The 15,117-nt window shown below is 64.3% G+C and carries 12 protein-coding genes; 5 read left to right on the plus strand and 7 right to left on the minus strand.

Annotation, left to right across the window (positions count from 1 at the left end):
- Positions 1–62 precede the first annotated feature (62 nt).
- On the plus strand, positions 63–377 hold the full coding sequence (locus tag H2509_RS16885; protein WP_182167476.1) for a cupin domain-containing protein: 315 nt from the start codon (positions 63–65) through the stop codon (positions 375–377).
- A gap of 7 nt (positions 378–384) precedes the next feature.
- Here the strand turns inward: H2509_RS16885 and trpS are convergent, their stop codons facing one another.
- The 7 genes from trpS to H2509_RS16920 all read right to left on the minus strand — a co-directional run bounded on the left by trpS (position 385) and on the right by H2509_RS16920 (position 8,966).
- Positions 385–1,467 carry a tryptophan--tRNA ligase gene (gene trpS / locus H2509_RS16890; protein WP_182167478.1) on the minus strand — a complete coding sequence of 361 codons (1,083 nt, stop codon included), beginning with the start codon at positions 1,465–1,467 and terminating at the stop codon, positions 385–387.
- 124 nt (positions 1,468–1,591) lie between these two features.
- Positions 1,592–3,166 (minus strand): murein biosynthesis integral membrane protein MurJ, encoded by a 1,575-nt coding sequence (gene murJ / locus H2509_RS16895; RefSeq protein WP_182167480.1) that lies wholly within the window; start codon positions 3,164–3,166, stop codon positions 1,592–1,594.
- 34 nt (positions 3,167–3,200) lie between these two features.
- Positions 3,201–6,020 carry a [protein-PII] uridylyltransferase gene (locus tag H2509_RS16900; RefSeq protein ID WP_235975049.1) on the minus strand — a complete coding sequence of 940 codons (2,820 nt, stop codon included), beginning with the start codon at positions 6,018–6,020 and terminating at the stop codon, positions 3,201–3,203.
- Positions 6,021–6,101: 81 nt separating this feature from the next.
- A complete protein-coding gene (locus H2509_RS16905) occupies positions 6,102–6,473 on the minus strand; it encodes a helix-turn-helix domain-containing protein (RefSeq protein WP_182167484.1) in 372 nt (123 codons plus the stop codon).
- Positions 6,470–7,054: a Smr/MutS family protein gene (locus H2509_RS16910; RefSeq protein ID WP_182167486.1), complete on the minus strand. Its 585-nt coding sequence runs from the start codon at positions 7,052–7,054 to the stop codon at positions 6,470–6,472. The genes H2509_RS16905 and H2509_RS16910 overlap by 4 nt, the downstream gene beginning before the upstream one ends.
- Entirely contained in the window at positions 7,051–8,142 is a 1,092-nt protein-coding gene (mltA, locus tag H2509_RS16915) for a murein transglycosylase A (protein ID WP_182167804.1), read from the minus strand. Before mltA ends, H2509_RS16910 begins: the two co-directional genes overlap by 4 nt.
- Before the next feature lie 95 nt (positions 8,143–8,237).
- Entirely contained in the window at positions 8,238–8,966 is a 729-nt protein-coding gene (locus H2509_RS16920; protein WP_182167487.1) for a Tim44/TimA family putative adaptor protein, read from the minus strand.
- Between the two features lie 503 nt (positions 8,967–9,469).
- Between H2509_RS16920 and H2509_RS16925 the strand changes: the two genes are divergently transcribed.
- From H2509_RS16925 to polA, 4 genes are all read left to right on the plus strand, one after another.
- Complete coding sequence (locus tag H2509_RS16925; protein WP_182167488.1) at positions 9,470–9,985, plus strand: FxsA family protein; 516 nt, start codon at positions 9,470–9,472, stop codon at positions 9,983–9,985.
- Positions 9,986–10,016: 31 nt separating this feature from the next.
- Positions 10,017–10,856: a sterol desaturase family protein gene (locus H2509_RS16930; protein ID WP_182167489.1), complete on the plus strand. Its 840-nt coding sequence runs from the start codon at positions 10,017–10,019 to the stop codon at positions 10,854–10,856.
- A 120-nt stretch (positions 10,857–10,976) separates the two neighbouring features.
- Positions 10,977–12,017: an acyltransferase family protein gene (locus tag H2509_RS16935; RefSeq protein ID WP_182167490.1), complete on the plus strand. Its 1,041-nt coding sequence runs from the start codon at positions 10,977–10,979 to the stop codon at positions 12,015–12,017.
- 90 nt (positions 12,018–12,107) lie between these two features.
- On the plus strand, positions 12,108–15,107 hold the full coding sequence (gene polA, locus H2509_RS16940; protein WP_182167491.1) for a DNA polymerase I: 3,000 nt from the start codon (positions 12,108–12,110) through the stop codon (positions 15,105–15,107).
- Positions 15,108–15,117 lie beyond the last annotated feature (10 nt).

A 15,117-nucleotide genomic window follows, 5' to 3' on the forward strand; every position in this document is an offset into this window, starting at 1 on the left:
CGAGTGCCGCCTCTTTCCTAGTTTGTCCGGCAAGGGAACCACGCAGGAAGAGCGGCCACACCATGCAGTTTCATCTGGGAACAAGGAATTTCAAGGCGGACCGCGCCTGGGGCGCGCTCGACATCGCCAGCATCGAGGGTGCGAGCGTTCGCCTCCACTGGACGAACGAGCCCTATATCTGGCACGTCAATGACGGGGCCGAGGTCTTCCTCGTCCTCGATGGCGCCGTCGACATGCACTACCGCGAAGGTGGCGGGGAACGTGTCGAGCGCCTTGGCGCCGGCGACATCTGCCATGCGGAACCCGGCGACGAGCACGTCGCCAGGCCCATTGGCGAGGCCCGCATCCTCGTCATCGAGAAGGCGGGCAGTATCTGATGCCTGTTCAGCCCCAGCGGGCTTCGAGGAAGCCCATGATCCGGCGCACGTCGTGCAGCACCGGGGCGGCAATTGCCGCGGCCCGCTCCGCACCGTCGCGCAGCACCGCGTCGATATGGCCGGGATCGGCGATCAGCCGGCGCATGTTGTCGGCGATCGGCGCCAGCCGTTCGACGGCGAGATCGCTCAGCGCCGGCTTGAAGACGGAAAACTGCTGGCCGCCATATTCGGCCAGCACTTCGGCTTTCGTCCGGCCCGACAGCGCCGCGTAGATACCGACAAGGTTGTCCGCCTCGGGACGGCCCTCCAGGCCCATTACCTCGCTTGGCAGCGCTTCAGGATCGGTCTTGGCCTTGCGCACCTTGCGCGAGATCGCCTCGGCGTCGTCGGTCAGGTTGATCCGCGACAGGTCGGAGGGGTCCGACTTCGACATCTTCTTCGTGCCGTCGCGCAGCGACATGATGCGCGTCGCGGGGCCTGCGATCATCGGCTCGGTGATGGGGAAATAGAGCTCGTCCGGGCTTTCCGGCGTCGGTTCAGGATTGGGAATGCCGAGGCCGAGTTCCCTGATGCGCTCGACGAAGTCGTTGTTGAACTTCTGTGCAATGTCGCGGGTCAGCTCCAGATGCTGCTTCTGGTCGTCGCCGACCGGCACATGGGTGGCGCGGTAGGCGAGAATGTCGGCGGCCATCAGGTTCGGATAGGCGAAGAGACCGACGGAGGCGTTCTCGCGGTTCTTGCCGGCCTTTTCCTTGAATTGCGTCATGCGGTTCAGCCAGCCCATGCGGGCGATGCAGTTGAAGATCCAGGCGAGCTCCGCGTGCTCCTTCACCTGCGACTGGTTGAAGATGATCGCCTTCTTCGGGTCGATGCCGGCTGCGAGATAGGCGGCCGTCACTTCGCGGGTGGCGCGCGTCAGTTCCGCCGGTTCCTGCCAGACGGTGACGGCATGCAGGTCGACAACGCAATAGATCGACGGCATTTCGTCCTGCAGCGGCACGAAGCGGGAGATGGCGCCGAGATAGTTGCCGAGATGCAGGTTGCCGGTCGGCTGGACGCCGGAAAAGACCCGAGGCTCAAAGCCCTTCATTCTTGTTCCCCTAGTATGGACCCATGGGATGGTCGTTGAATTTGCGCGACTTATGGCGAAGAGACCCTGCCCGTGCAAGTGGCCTCGTCGAGGAGGTTCCGGATTGTCCGGTTTTCTGTAGCGATCAGGTCACGCTGGGAGGTTTCCGCCTGAGGGCGCGGCCGAGATAGCCCTTGAGGTCGACCACGCCGGTCAGCTGCACGAAGACGGCGAAGGCCGCCATGCCGACAAGAACCAGCAGGGCGAGGGCGGAAAAGCGTGTCAGCAGGGAAGGGGCGGCGAGGAGCGATGCCAGAGACAGCGCGCCGCCATAAAGCACGAAGCCCATCAGCACGCTGGCGAGGCACAGCAGCGGCAGCCTTTTCGCTGCACCGGCATCAAGCCTGAAATGCCCGCGCCGCCACAGGGTGAAGCCGAGGAGCAGCGTGTTCACCCAGCCTGCGAGCGAGGTCGCGAGCGCGATGCCGACATGGGCGAGGAAAGGGGCCAGCGCCAGTGCGCCGGCGACGTTGACCACCATACCGGCGCCCGCAAACCACATGGGCGTCTTGGTATCCTCGCGCGCAAAGAAGCCCGGCGAGAAGACCTTGTTCAGCACGAAGGCCGGCAAGCCGATCGCATAGGCGAGCAAGGCGGCGGTCGTCGCCTCGCCGTCGGCGGTCGAGAAGGCGCCGCGCTGGAACAGCACCGACACGATCTCAGTGGGCACGACGATAAGCGCCACCGTGGCCGGCAGGGTCAGCGCCAGCGCGAACTCCATGGCCCGGTTCTGGGTATGGAGGGCGACGTCCTCGCGGCCCGAGCGAAGCTGGCGGGCAAGGTCAGGCAGCAGCACCACGCCGATGGCGATGCCGACGACGCCGAGCGGCAGTTGGTAGATCCGGTCGGCGTAATAGAGATAGGAGACGGCGCCGGCCTGCGCCGAAGCGATGATGGTGCCCACGGCGATATTGATCTGGGTGACGCCGCCGGCCACCACGCCGGGAACGCCGAGCCACCAAAGCCGGCGCACGCCCTGCGTCAGGCGGGGGCGATAGAGCGGCACCGAGAAGCCGAGATGACGAACCGCGAAGAAGAGCAGGGCAAGCTGCGCGACACCGGCAAGCGCCACGCCCGACGCCATCACCGCACCAAGCGCCGTGCCCGGAACCATGTCGAGCGCGCCGATCAGGGCAAGCACGCCGATCATCACCACATTGAGCACCACCGGCGCCAGCGCGGCAGCGGCGAAGCGGCGGAAAGTGTTCAGAATGCCGGAGAGGAACGCAACCAGTGACATGCAAAGCAGATAAGGGAAGGTGATCCGCGACAGGAGGACCGCAAGGTCGAATTTCTGCGGATCTTCCAGGAAGCCCGGCGCCAGGACCAGCACGAGCGCCGGCATGGCGATCTCGGCAATCGCGGTGATGATCACCAGCGTCCAGAACAGGGCGGCGAGAATTTCGCCGGCAAACTGGCGGGCGCCAGTTTCGCCCTTTTCCTCGACCGCGCGGGCGAACAGCGGAACAAAAGCGGAGTTGAATGCGCCTTCCGCGAACAGCCGGCGGAACAGGTTCGGCAGACGGAAGGCCACAAAAAACGCATCCGCCACCGGGCCCGCGCCCACGAAGGCGGCGATCATCACGTCCCGCAGGAAACCGAGCAGGCGACTTGTCATGGTCGCGCCGCCGACGGTCGCGAAATTCTTCAGCAGGCTCATGGTCGCTCGCGGGTGCTCGGAATGCGGGAGTATCTCATGTCAGCGCGGTCCGGCGCGCGCGCTTTGCCGGTGGCGGCGCCGCTTCCTCTCCGTCGACCGCCTGTACCAGCCTTTGCCTGATCGCTTCCTGACGACCGATATTGGCGATTTTCTGTCCCGTGAGGTCGGTGACGTAGAAAACGTCGACGACGCGCTCGCCGAAGGTTGCGACATGGGCGGAGGCGATGTTCAGGTTCAGGTCCGAGATCGCCCGCGTCAGGTCGAACAGCAGGCCGGGCCGGTCGAGCCCGGTGATTTCCAGGACCGTGTAGCGGTTCGACCAGGAATTGTTGACGAGCACCTCCGCCTCGATGCGAAAGGCCTTCATCCTGCCTTTGGCGGCGGCCTTGCGCGCCACCGTTTCCGGCATCACCTCCTCACCGCGCAATGCCTTTTCGATCAGTTCGCCGATCCGGTTGCCGCGGCGAAACTCGTCGGAATCGTCGGGCAGTTCCCGCGAGATGAAGATCGTGTCCAACGCGAAACCGTCCGTCGTCGTATCGATCTGGGCATCGACGATATTGGCGCCGGCCACGAAACAGGCGCCGGCGATGGTCGACAGCAGGCGCGGATGGTCCGGCGCCAGCACCGTGATCTCCGTCACCGCCTCGAAGGCATGGGTGGCGACGCGCGCGGCGAAGCGCTCCCTGGCCTTGTCGGCGGCACGGATCATTTCCGCATCCGCCACCTTGCGCTCCAGCGGCACGCGCAGCCAGTAGGAGGGGTAGTGGCGCTCCAGATAGGCTGTGCGTTCCCTGTCGCTCCACTGGCCGAGCGCTTCGGCAAGTTCCTGCTTCGCCGCCTCGACGCGCTGGTCGCGCGAGACCTGGCTGTGGCCGCCGGTCAGGAGCGGTTCTGTCTCGTAGTAGAGCGTCCTGAGAAGCTGGCCCTTCCAGCCGTTGAAGACGCCGGGCCCGACGGCGCGAATGTCCGCGACCGTCAGGATCAGCAGCATCTTCAGCCGCTCCATGCTCTGCACGATGCGGGCGAAATCCTCGATCGTCTTGCGGTCGCTGAGGTCGCGCGACTGGGCGACTGTGCTCATTTCCAGATGATATTCGATGAGCCAGGCGACGGTGTCCGTCTCGCTCGCGGTCAGGCCCAGTCGCGGGCAGAGCCTGCGGGCGATGCGGGCGCCGGCAATGCTGTGATCTTCCGGCCGCCCCTTGGCGATGTCGTGCAGGAAGATCGCCACATAGAGCAGCTTGCGGTTCTGGATCGTCTTGATGAGATCGGTGGAAAGGGGATGGTCCTCGCCGGCCTCGCCCCGGTCGATCGCCGCCATGATGCCGACCGCGTGGATCAGATGCTCATCCACCGTGAAGTGGTGGTACATGTTGAATTGCATCATCGCCACGACCTTGTCGAAGTCGGGAATGAAGCGGCCGAGCACGCCGGTCTCGTTCATCCGCCGCAGCACCGTCTCCGGATCGTTGCGGGAAGTCAGGATCTGCAGGAAGAGCCGATTGGCCTCCGCGTCCTCCCGCACGGCCGCATTGATCAGCTTCAGCGAACGGCGGATCAGCTTCAGCACCTCGGGATGGAAGGAGACGTTCTCCCGGTCGGCCAGCGCGAAGATGCGGATCAGGTTGACCGGATCCTTTTCGAATACGTCCTCATGAGCGACGGTGATGCGCTCGTTTTCCAGCATGAAGTCCGGCGCGCCCTTGATGTGCTTCTGGTTCACGCGTCCGCTTTTCGTCAGTCGGGTGAAGAAGCGCGACAGGCCCGGCGCATGCTTGACATGCTGGTTTTCCAGTGCGGCGCAGAAGATGCGCGTCAGGTCGCCCACATCCTTGGCGACGAGGAAGTAGTGCTTCATGAAGCGCTCGACATCCTTCATGCCCGGATGCTGCGTGTAGCCGAGACGGATCGCGATCTCGCGCTGGATGTCGAAGGAAAGTCGTTCCTCCGGCCTACCGGTCAGGAAATGCATGTGGCAGCGCACCGCCCACAGGAAATCTTCGCACTTGCGGAAGCGGTTGTATTCCGCCCGCGAAAAGACGCCCGCCTTGACGAGGCCCGAGCCGGAGCGCACCCGGTAAAAATATTTCGAGATCCAGAACAGGGTGTTGAGGTCGCGCAGCCCGCCCTTGCCTTCCTTGATATTCGGCTCGACCAGATAGCGGGATGCACCCTGTCGGCGATGCCGTTCGTCGCGCTCGGCAAGCTTGGCGGCAATGAATTCCGCCCCGGTGGAGGCCGCGACCTCGTGGTCGAAACGCCGCACCAATTCGCTGTAGAGCTCTTCGTCTCCCCAGATGAAGCGCGCTTCCAGGATCGCGGTTCGGATCGTCATGTCGGTGCGCGACAGGCGCACGCATTCATCGATATTTCGCGTCGCGTGACCGACTTTCAGCCCCAGGTCCCAGAGCATGTAGAGGATATATTCCACCACTTGCTCGCCCCAGGGCGTCTGTTTGTAGGGTAGCAGGAACAAGAGGTCGATATCCGAACCCGGCGCCAGCGTGCCGCGGCCGTAGCCGCCCACGGCGACGATCGACAGCCTTTCGGCCGAGGACGGATTCTCCGCCTTGTAGACAAACTCGACCGCAAATTCATGAATGGCGCGGATGAGCTCGTCCTGAACGTCGCTTAGCCGGCTCGCGCACGCGGTCCCGCTGCCGTCCTCGAACAGAAGCTTTTCGACCTTCGAACGGGCATCCTTCATGGCCGCCTTCAGGGCACTAAGCACCCTGGCACGGACCTTGAGGTCGCCGCCACGACCACCGGCCTCCTCGGCGAAGGCCCTGAGCTTGCTTTGCAAGGCCTGCCGGTCGATCAGCTCCGCGAGCCCGTTCGCGGTCTTGGTCAAGCTGCCTTCCACTGTGCCTTCGCCTTCCACCATTGCCCGCGCGGATGCTACGCAGGGCCTTGTCGCTTCCGCTGCCTCATATCATATGCCGTCACGCGCCGCGACAAGGCGCAAATGGTGCAGCAGGTGGTCGAGGGACTGTTTCGACAGGCCGCCGATCTTGTTCGCCAGCATGTTGGAAAATTCCGTGGCCTCGGGCGTCAGGCCCGACGTATCGATGGTCACGCGCGGATCGGACATTTCGGCAAGCCGCTGCAATTCCTCGGCTTCGTCCCAGATCACGTTGAAATAGGCGATGATGCGCTGGACCATGTACCAGGTAGGCCGGCCGCGCTTGCCGTGCTCCAGCGCGGAGAGATAGGCGCTGGAAACGCCAAGCCCTGCCGCCATTTCCTTCAGCGTGATGCCGCGCTTCTTGCGCAGTTCCCTGAGCTTCGCGCCAAACGGCGTCATGGGGCGTCCTTCCCCTTTTTGCGGCGGATCCTGACATAGAGCGCCCCGGCGCCGCCATGGCCACGATGGGCTTCCTCGAATCCTACGACGAGCGCGCGAAATTCCGGCAGGGCCAGCCACTGCGGCACAACCCGGCGCAGGATGCCGCGCCCTTGCGGCGAAAAGCCTTCCTCGAAACCGCCCTTCCCGGTGATCACCAGCACGAGGCGATGGTCTCTTGCCTGCGCCATGCGCAGGAAGCCGCCCAGGCGGACATGCGCTTCCGCCTGGGTAAGGCCGTGCAGGTCGATCCGCGCGTCGATCGTGCCGGTGCCCCGCGCAAGCCTTTGCAGATGCCGCTTCTCGATCGGCGCCAGCGACGGCAGGCGAGGCTCCTTCGACTTCGGCGCCCGCATCGCGGTTGCCGATTGCGGCAGCGCTGCTGCGGGCTGGTCTTGCGCGGGAGCGGGCAGGGCGGAAGCGGAGACTTCCGCAGGCTGGATCTTCCTTTTGTGCAGGGGCTTGGTGGAGGCTGCCACCTGTTCCCATAGTGCGCGTTCTTCCGGCGACAGCGTGCGGCCGCGCCGCGTCTTCGGCGTCACGGACGCACTCCGGCAGCAGATCGCGGGACAAGCAGGGTGAAACGGCCCTTGTGCTGGATGTCGCCTGCGATCGCGCCTGCCTCCGCCCCCGAACCGATGAAGAGATCGCCGCGCGCCGCGCCCACGATGGCCGAACCGGTATCCTGCGCGATCATCAAACGCGCGAAAGGCTTGGTCCCGCCCCCGTTTCCAGCCGGCAACTCGCCTTCGACGAAAACGGGCGTGCCGAAAGTGTGCAACATCCTGTCGACTGCGAGGCTGCGGCCGGCGGAAAGCTGAATGCCCGCCGCCCCGACCGGTCCGGCATCCGGATCGGCGTCAGTGACTTCGCGAAAGAAGATATTGGATCGATTGCGGCGCAGGACGCTGTCGATTTCTCCAGGATTCGCGGCCAGCCAATTCCGCAGCACCTCCATCGTCACCGTGCCTGGTTCGGCAAGTCCGCGCTCGATCATCACCCGCCCGATCGGGAAATAGGAGTGGCCGGTTTTTGCCGCATAGGCGACGCGCATTGCCGTGCCATCGGTCAGGCGGATGCGTGCGGATCCCTGCACGTGGACATAGAAGGCATCGACCGGGTCTTCCAGCCAGACCAACTCCAGATCGCGCCCGTCCAGCGCTCCGTCCATGATCGCCCCGCGATCCGGGTGTTCGACGATCCGGCCGTCCGGCATCAGGCGGCCAAAGGCGAATTCCGCGGGCAGCCCTGCCGGCCTGTTCTCGTCATCGATCCTTACCAGGTCGCCGGGTTTCGACAGCAGCGGCACCCTGAAACGATCGGTCCGCTTTCGCGAGCCTGCGAGTTCCGGTTCGAAATAGGCTGTCAGGAAGCCCGGTTCCCCGATGCGCAGCGGCTGGAAATTCGCCTCGAAGAAGGCGCGCGCTCCGTCCGGCCGCACGGCGCGCGCCGTGCGGCAAAGGTCGAGCAGCAGAGCGCCGTCGACGCCGATCCGTCCGGTCTTTGCAGGCACGTCGTCGTCCCGTGCGCAATGACGCACGAACGCGGCGAGAGCGGCCGCGTGATCGTCGCCCTCCCAGCCGGCCAGATCGGCAAACTCCACCTGTTCGGTTCGAATACCCGCCGCCATCGCCGCATCTTGGAGTAAGGAAAGCGCGGGCATCAAGAGCATGACGATCGGCGCCAGCGCCGATGCCAGCATCCGACCTGCCCGCAACACATGGCTCATTCGACGGATTCGGTCGCCACCAGCTTCCAGTTCGGATCGCGCGACGTGGTATCGCGGGCGAAGGTCCAGATATCCGTGACGTCGCTGACCTTGCCGGGGTCGCCTTCGACGACATTGCCGTCCTTGTTGCGGGTGGCGGAGATCAGTTCGCTCTGGAAGCGGACGGTGACCTGGGCGACCGATCCCTTGAGCGCGGCTTCCACGATTTCCGCCTTCTCGATCCCGACGAAAGTGAAATCGACGCTTTCCTGCCGAGACTCGCGGTCGGAGATCGCCGAGACGAAACCGTCATGGACTTCCTTCGACAGAAGATTGCGCAGTGACTTGCGGTCGCCCTGCGCGAAGGCCGTCACGATCATCTCGTAGGCCGCCTTGGCTCCCTGCAGGAAGTGGCCTGGCTCGAATTCGCGGTCCACGGAGAGGATCTGGCGCAGCGCCTCGTTCAGCGCGGAGCCTTTCGGCGCCATCTTGTCCAGTGTCGCGGTCGGCGAGCTGGTCTCCGGCTCCAAGTCCTGCGGTTCGCCCTGGCCTGGCAGGGGGATCACGTTGTCGCCGCCATTGCGCGCGCCGTCCCCGGTGCCGTTGCTGCTCTTGGGTGCGGAATAGGGATCGTAGGGCGGGCGCTCGTTCCCCGTGCGCTTGCCCAGAACGCTGCGCAATCTCAGGAAGATAACGACCGCCAGGACCAGGAAGATGATGTTGTAGACGTCAAAAATGTCGCTCATGTCGCGTCCGGCCATGGTTTTCGCACAAGCTCTTCCCGATCAGCCAGTTTCCCTGATCGACAGGAATTCGCTCAACAACAATATCCTGGCGGGATCCGGGCAAGGTAAAGCGGAGATTATGCCGATCCCGCGGATCTCTCTCCCCCGAACGGCGTCCCTTGTCCTGGTTCCATTGCCAGCGATGAACGAGCCCGTCCTGCCACGATTGGGTCTAGAGCGTTTTCTTGCCCGGCGCAATCGCCGCACCTCCGGGAAACGGCCTGAAGAGCCGTGAACCGGAAAAGCCCGAATGGCGATTGGCCCAGGGCCGTGCTTGTCATCCCTGCTTATGTAAGGCGCATGGCACCGGCATCCAGATTTATTTGCAGGAGCGGCTGCCGCAAATACGGACACATGTGAGGAAAATCCTCGCATTCCGGCGCAAGCAGTCCTATCTCGCCCTATGAACGCCCATGCGGCAGGCGTTACTGCCTGCCGGCCGGCAACTCCAACGGACTGGAACCATGCCCATCGGACTTCTGATCCTCGCGGCGCTGATCGGCCTGCCGCTCATTGAAATCTACGTGTTCGTCGCCGTGGGCTCGGAGATCGGCGCGCTTCCGACGATCCTGCTGACCGTCGCAACCGCGGTGGCCGGGACGATCATGCTGCGTGTGCAGGGCATTTCGCTTCTCATGCGCATCCGCAACGAAATGGAGGCCGGCCGCGTGCCGGCAGACGATCTCGTGCATGGCGCGCTGATGGTCGTCGCGGGCATTCTCCTGCTGATCCCGGGCTTCGTGACGGATGCGGTGGGCCTGCTTCTTTTCATACCCGCCGTCCGCAGCATGATCGGGAAGGCGATTGTCGAACGCGCGGACATTACGGTAGTCGGCGGCGGCGGGGTGCGCCGCCCCGAGAAGGACGTCGTCGATCTCGATGAAGGCGACTGGTCCCGCACGAACCCGGACGACGAAGCCGATCGTCCGTCCGGGAAACGCGCTCGCCTGAGTCCCTGGCGGGATCAGCAGGATCGTTGAACAAGGCCGTTTCAGGGGGCGCAAGACGGCAATGGGAGACTTTCTTCTCGAAAACGAAGCCATGGCGAGGCTGGTGGCATTCCTCGGGGTTCTCGCCGTGCTGGCGCTGCTCGAAGCCATCCTGCCGCGCCGGCGAAGGGAAATCCCTCGCCTGCTGCGCTGGACGAACAACCTGTCCATCGTGGTGCTCGACACACTTCTTGTGCGCCTCGCCTTTCCGGTGCTGGCGGTCGGCGTTGCCATCGTCGCCGAACGGCAGGGCTTCGGTCTGTTCAATGTGGTCGCAATCCCGGCGGCCCTCGCCTTCGTGCTGTCGCTGCTGCTGCTCGACCTGGCCATCTATCTCCAGCATGTGATGTTTCACGCCGTGCCCGCGCTCTGGCGCCTGCACCGGATGCATCACGCCGACCTCGAGTTCGACGTGACGACGGGCCTGCGCTTCCATCCGGGCGAGATCCTGCTGTCGATGGCGCTGAAGCTTGCGGTGGTGGCCAGTCTCGGCCCTCCGGCGGCCGCCGTTCTTGTCTTCGAGATACTCCTCAATGCCACATCGATGTTCAATCACAGCAACCTGCGCCTGCCGGCATGGCTGGACCGCTGGCTCCGGCTGGTATTGGTGACGCCCGACATGCATCGGGTGCACCATTCCTGGGACGTCGACGAGACGAACAGCAATTTCGGCTTCAATCTTCCCTGGTGGGACAGGCTTCTCGGCACCTATCGTCCCCAGCCGCGCGCGGGCCATGAGGGCATGACGATCGGTATCGACCAGTTCCGCACGCGCCGCGATCTCTGGCTCGACCGCATGCTCGTCCAGCCATTCCGGGGCCGGAAGGGCCGCCAGCCGATCGGCGAGCGCTGGAAGCGATAGAACGCCGATCTCACGCAAAGGTGACGGGTAGCCGACGCTTTCGTCCGTTGCGTTAACGTCGCTTCCACACCTGCTCCTGCAAGATGCGCGCGATTTTCGGCGATAAATCCGGGCAGCGGCATGACGGCAAAATCGACACGCGTCGACTGGGTCGACACGGCAAAGGGTTTCTGCATCATCTTCGTGGTGATGATGCATTCGACGCTCGGCGTCGGGGAAGCCGCCGGCGGCGAAGGCTGGATGCATTATCTCGTCGCCTTCGCCAAACCGTTCCGCATGCCGGATTTCTTCCTGATCTCGGGCCTGTTCCTCGCCAATGTGATCGACCGCGACTGGCGGCTCTACCTCGACCGCAAGGTCGTGCACTTCGCCTATTTCTATGCGCTGTGGGTGACGATCCAGTTTGCGGTCAAGGCGCCGCTTTTCGCCGAGGAAATGGGCTGGGGCGGCGTTGCGGCCGAATATGCCTGGAGCTTCGTGCAGCCCTTCGGCACGCTGTGGTTCATCTACCTGCTGCCGGTGATGTTCATCGTCGCCAAGGCGGCCCGCAGCCTCCAAATTCCCTGGCCGCTCATGCTGGCTGTAGCCGCCGGCCTGCAGATCGCCCCGATCGAGACCGGCTGGCTGGTCGTCGACGAATTCTGCGCACGCTTCGTCTTCTTCTACTCCGGCTATGTCTTTGCGCCGAACGCCTTCGCTCTCGCGGCCTGGGCGCGCACGAACCTTGCCGCCGCCGGCTTCGGGCTTGTCGTCTGGGCCGTCGCCAACGGCACGCTCGTCTTCCAGGGCGACGCGGACCTGCCCTTCGTCAGCCTGTTCCTGGGCGCGATCGGCGCCTTCGCCGTCATCGTGCTCGCCTCGATGCTGACGGAGATCGGCCTCTCGGCCCCGCTGCGCTATTGCGGCGAAAACTCGATCGTCGTCTATCTCGCCTTCTTCTTCCCGATGGCCGTTTCGCGCATCGTGCTGCTGAAGCTTGGCATCATCACGGATATCGGCACGATTTCGGTGCTCGTGACCGCGGCCGGCGTCATCGGCCCTCTCCTCCTGTGGTGGGCGATCAGAAAGGTCGGCCTCGGCTATTTCCTGTTCCGGCGGCCGCACTGGGCCTTCATCGACGGCAGGCGGCCCGGCGCCGCGGTACCGCAGGCGGCGGAGTAAGGCGGTCCTTTCCGGGCCATCCTCAGAGCAATTGCCCGCGCGCGGAATAGCCGGTTGATCTGCGGCGGTTTCGCGGGCATCGTCGCGGCCATGTCGAAGAACCAAGAAGCCGCATCGCTCAAGGCCGGCGACCACCTGATCCTGGTCGATGGCTCCACCTTCATCTTCCGCGCTTACTTTCAAGCATCCACGATGGATGCGAAATACCAGAAGCGCAAATCTGATGGGCTGCCTACTGGAGCAGTACAAATTTTCTGCAACATGCTGTGGAAGCTCCTCCAGGAAGGCCTCACGCCGGAACCCGGCGACGAGCCGACCCACATGGCGGTCATCTTCGATCATTCGGCCAAGACGTTCCGCAACGAGATCTACAACGAATACAAGGCCCAGCGCCCGGAACCGCCACAGGACCTGATCCCGCAATTCGGCCTGATCCGCGACGCGACCCGCGCCTTTTCGGTGCATTGCATCGAGCAGGAGGGCTTCGAGGCCGACGACATCATCGCCACCTACGCGACCCAGGCGGCGAAGGCCGGCGCGCGGGTGACGATCGCTTCCGGCGACAAGGACCTGATGCAGCTTGTCGGGCCGCATGTCGGCATGATCGACACGATGAAGAACAAGATCATCGGCGAGCCGGAAGTGTACGAGAAATTCGGCGTCGGACCGGACAAGGTGATCGAGGTCCAGTCGCTTGCCGGAGATTCCGTCGACAACGTCCCCGGAGTTCCCGGCATCGGACTGAAGACGGCGGCGCAGCTCATCAACGAGTTTGGCGACCTGGAAACGCTGCTGGCCAATGCGTCCTCCATCAAGCAGCCGAAGCGGCGCGAGAACCTGATCGAATTCGCCGAACAGGCCCGCATCTCGAAACAGCTCGTGACGCTGAAATGCGACGTGCCGGTGGAGTTGCCCGTGGCCGCCCTCGCCGTCGAGGACATGAACGGCCCGAGGGCGATCGCCTTCCTGAAGGCGATGGAGTTCAACACGCTGACCCGCCGCGTCGCCGAGGCGACGGGGGCGGAAATCTCGGCCATCGAGCCCGCCGAACTGGTCGTTCGCGGCTGGCACGAGCCGGACGGCAAGGGCCGCATCATGGAGGGTGCGCCGGCCTCCGATCCTGCCGATCCGCCGGCAGAGCCCAACAAGGCCAGCCTGGCGGCCGATCCGGCTTCCGCGGGAGAATGGACCGCGGCCGATCTCGCCGCGGCGCGGGCGGAAGCGGCAAGGGCCGCGAAGGTCGACAATTCGGCTTACGAGACCGTTCGCGACATGGAGCGTCTTCGCGCCTGGATCGAGGATGCCTTCGAGACAGGCCATGTGGCGGTCGACACCGAGACGACGTCGCTGGATGCCATGCAGGCGGACCTCGTCGGCATCTCGCTGGCCACGGCACCCGGCAAGGCCTGCTATATCCCGCTTGGCCATGTGGATGGCGAAGGCGACCTGCTCGGCGGCGGCGGTCTTGTCGAAGGCCAGATCCCGCTGAAGGACGCTCTCGATGCGCTGAAGCCGATGCTGGAGGACCGTTCCGTCCTCAAGATCGCGCAGAACCTGAAATACGACTGGCTGGTCTTCCATCGCTACGGCATCGATGTCGCGCCTTATGACGACACGATGCTGCTCTCCTACACGCTCGATGCCGGCAAGGGCGGCAACGGCATGGACGAATTGTCCGAGCGGTGGCTTGGCCATACGCCGATCCCCTTCAAGGAGGTCGCCGGCTCCGGCAAGTCGATGATCACCTTCGACAAGGTGACGATCGACAAGGCGACCGCCTATGCGGCGGAAGACGCCGATGTCACGCTCAGGCTCTGGCGGGTGCTGAAGCCACGGCTTGCGGCCGAACACATGGCGGCGGTCTATGAGGTATTGGAGCGTCCACTGGTGCCTGTGCTCGCCCGCATGGAACAGCGCGGCATCTCGATCGACCGGCAGATGCTGTCGCGCCTGTCGGGCGAGTTCGCGCAGGGAATGGCGCGGCTCGAGGCCGAAATCCACGAGCTCGCGGGCAAGCCGTTCAATATCGGCAGCCCCAAGCAGCTCGGCGACATCCTCTTCGGCGAGATGGGCCTGCCGGGCGGCAAGAAAACCAAGACCGGCGCCTGGTCGACCAGCGCCTCCGTCCTCGACGATCTGGCCGCCGAAGGTCATGAACTGCCGGCTCGCATTGTCGACTGGCGGCAGCTTTCAAAGCTGAAATCGACCTATTCCGATGCGCTGCCGGGCTATCTCAATCCGCAAACCGGGCGTGTGCATACGTCCTATTCGCTCGCCTCCACGACCACGGGCAGGCTCTCCTCCTCGGAGCCGAACCTGCAGAACATCCCGGTCCGCACCGAGGAAGGCCGTAAGATCCGCAAGGCTTTCGTCGCGGAGAAGGGCCACAAGCTCGTTTCCGCCGATTACAGCCAGATCGAGTTGCGGGTCCTTGCCCACATGGCCGACATCCCGCAGCTCCGGAAAGCCTTCGAGGACGGGCTGGATATCCACGCGATGACGGCGAGCGAGATGTTCGGCGTGCCGGTGAAGGACATGGATCCGATGGTTCGCCGGCGGGCGAAGGCCATCAATTTCGGCATCATCTATGGCATATCCGCCTTCGGCCTCGCGGCCCAGCTCGGCATCTCGCGCGGCGAGGCGTCGGACTATATCAAGACCTATTTCGAGCGCTTTCCCGGTATCCGCGACTATATGGACGCAACCAAGAAATTCGTGCACGAGCATGGCTACGTGCAGACGATTTTCGGCCGCAAGGCGCACTATCCGGAGGTGAATACCTCAAATCCGAACCTGCGCTCCTTCTATGAGCGCGCGGCGATCAATGCGCCGATCCAGGGTTCCGCCGCCGATATCATCCGCCGGGCGATGATCCGCATGGAAGACCGGCTGGAGCGGGCGAAACTCTCGGCCAGGATGCTGCTGCAGGTGCATGACGAACTGATCTTCGAAGTGCCCGAGGCGGAAGTCGACCGGACGATCCCGGTCGTGCGGGAAGTGATGGAGAAGGCGGCGGAGCCTGCCGTCGATCTCGCCGTACCGCTCCAGGTCGATGCCCGGGCTGCCGCAAACTGGGACGAGGCGCATTGAAACGCCTCGC

Source organism: Stappia albiluteola (genome assembly GCF_014050225.1).
In the GTDB taxonomy this organism is placed as follows: domain Bacteria; phylum Pseudomonadota; class Alphaproteobacteria; order Rhizobiales; family Stappiaceae; genus Hongsoonwoonella; species Hongsoonwoonella albiluteola.

Excerpts from the sequence above, each read along its gene's own strand:
- H2509_RS16885 (WP_182167476.1), top strand. The coding sequence starts at position 63 with ATGCAGTTTCATCTGGGAACAAGGAATTTCAAGGCGGACCGCGCCTGG.
- trpS (WP_182167478.1), bottom strand. The coding sequence starts at position 1,467 with ATGAAGGGCTTTGAGCCTCGGGTCTTTTCCGGCGTCCAGCCGACCGGC.
- murJ (WP_182167480.1), bottom strand. The coding sequence starts at position 3,166 with ATGAGCCTGCTGAAGAATTTCGCGACCGTCGGCGGCGCGACCATGACA.
- H2509_RS16905 (WP_182167484.1), bottom strand. The coding sequence starts at position 6,473 with ATGACGCCGTTTGGCGCGAAGCTCAGGGAACTGCGCAAGAAGCGCGGC.
- mltA (WP_182167804.1), bottom strand. The coding sequence starts at position 8,142 with ATGGCGGCGGGTATTCGAACCGAACAGGTGGAGTTTGCCGATCTGGCC.
- H2509_RS16920 (WP_182167487.1), bottom strand. The coding sequence starts at position 8,966 with ATGAGCGACATTTTTGACGTCTACAACATCATCTTCCTGGTCCTGGCG.
- H2509_RS16925 (WP_182167488.1), top strand. The coding sequence starts at position 9,470 with ATGCCCATCGGACTTCTGATCCTCGCGGCGCTGATCGGCCTGCCGCTC.
- H2509_RS16930 (WP_182167489.1), top strand. The coding sequence starts at position 10,017 with ATGGGAGACTTTCTTCTCGAAAACGAAGCCATGGCGAGGCTGGTGGCA.
- H2509_RS16935 (WP_182167490.1), top strand. The coding sequence starts at position 10,977 with ATGACGGCAAAATCGACACGCGTCGACTGGGTCGACACGGCAAAGGGT.
- polA (WP_182167491.1), top strand. The coding sequence starts at position 12,108 with ATGTCGAAGAACCAAGAAGCCGCATCGCTCAAGGCCGGCGACCACCTG.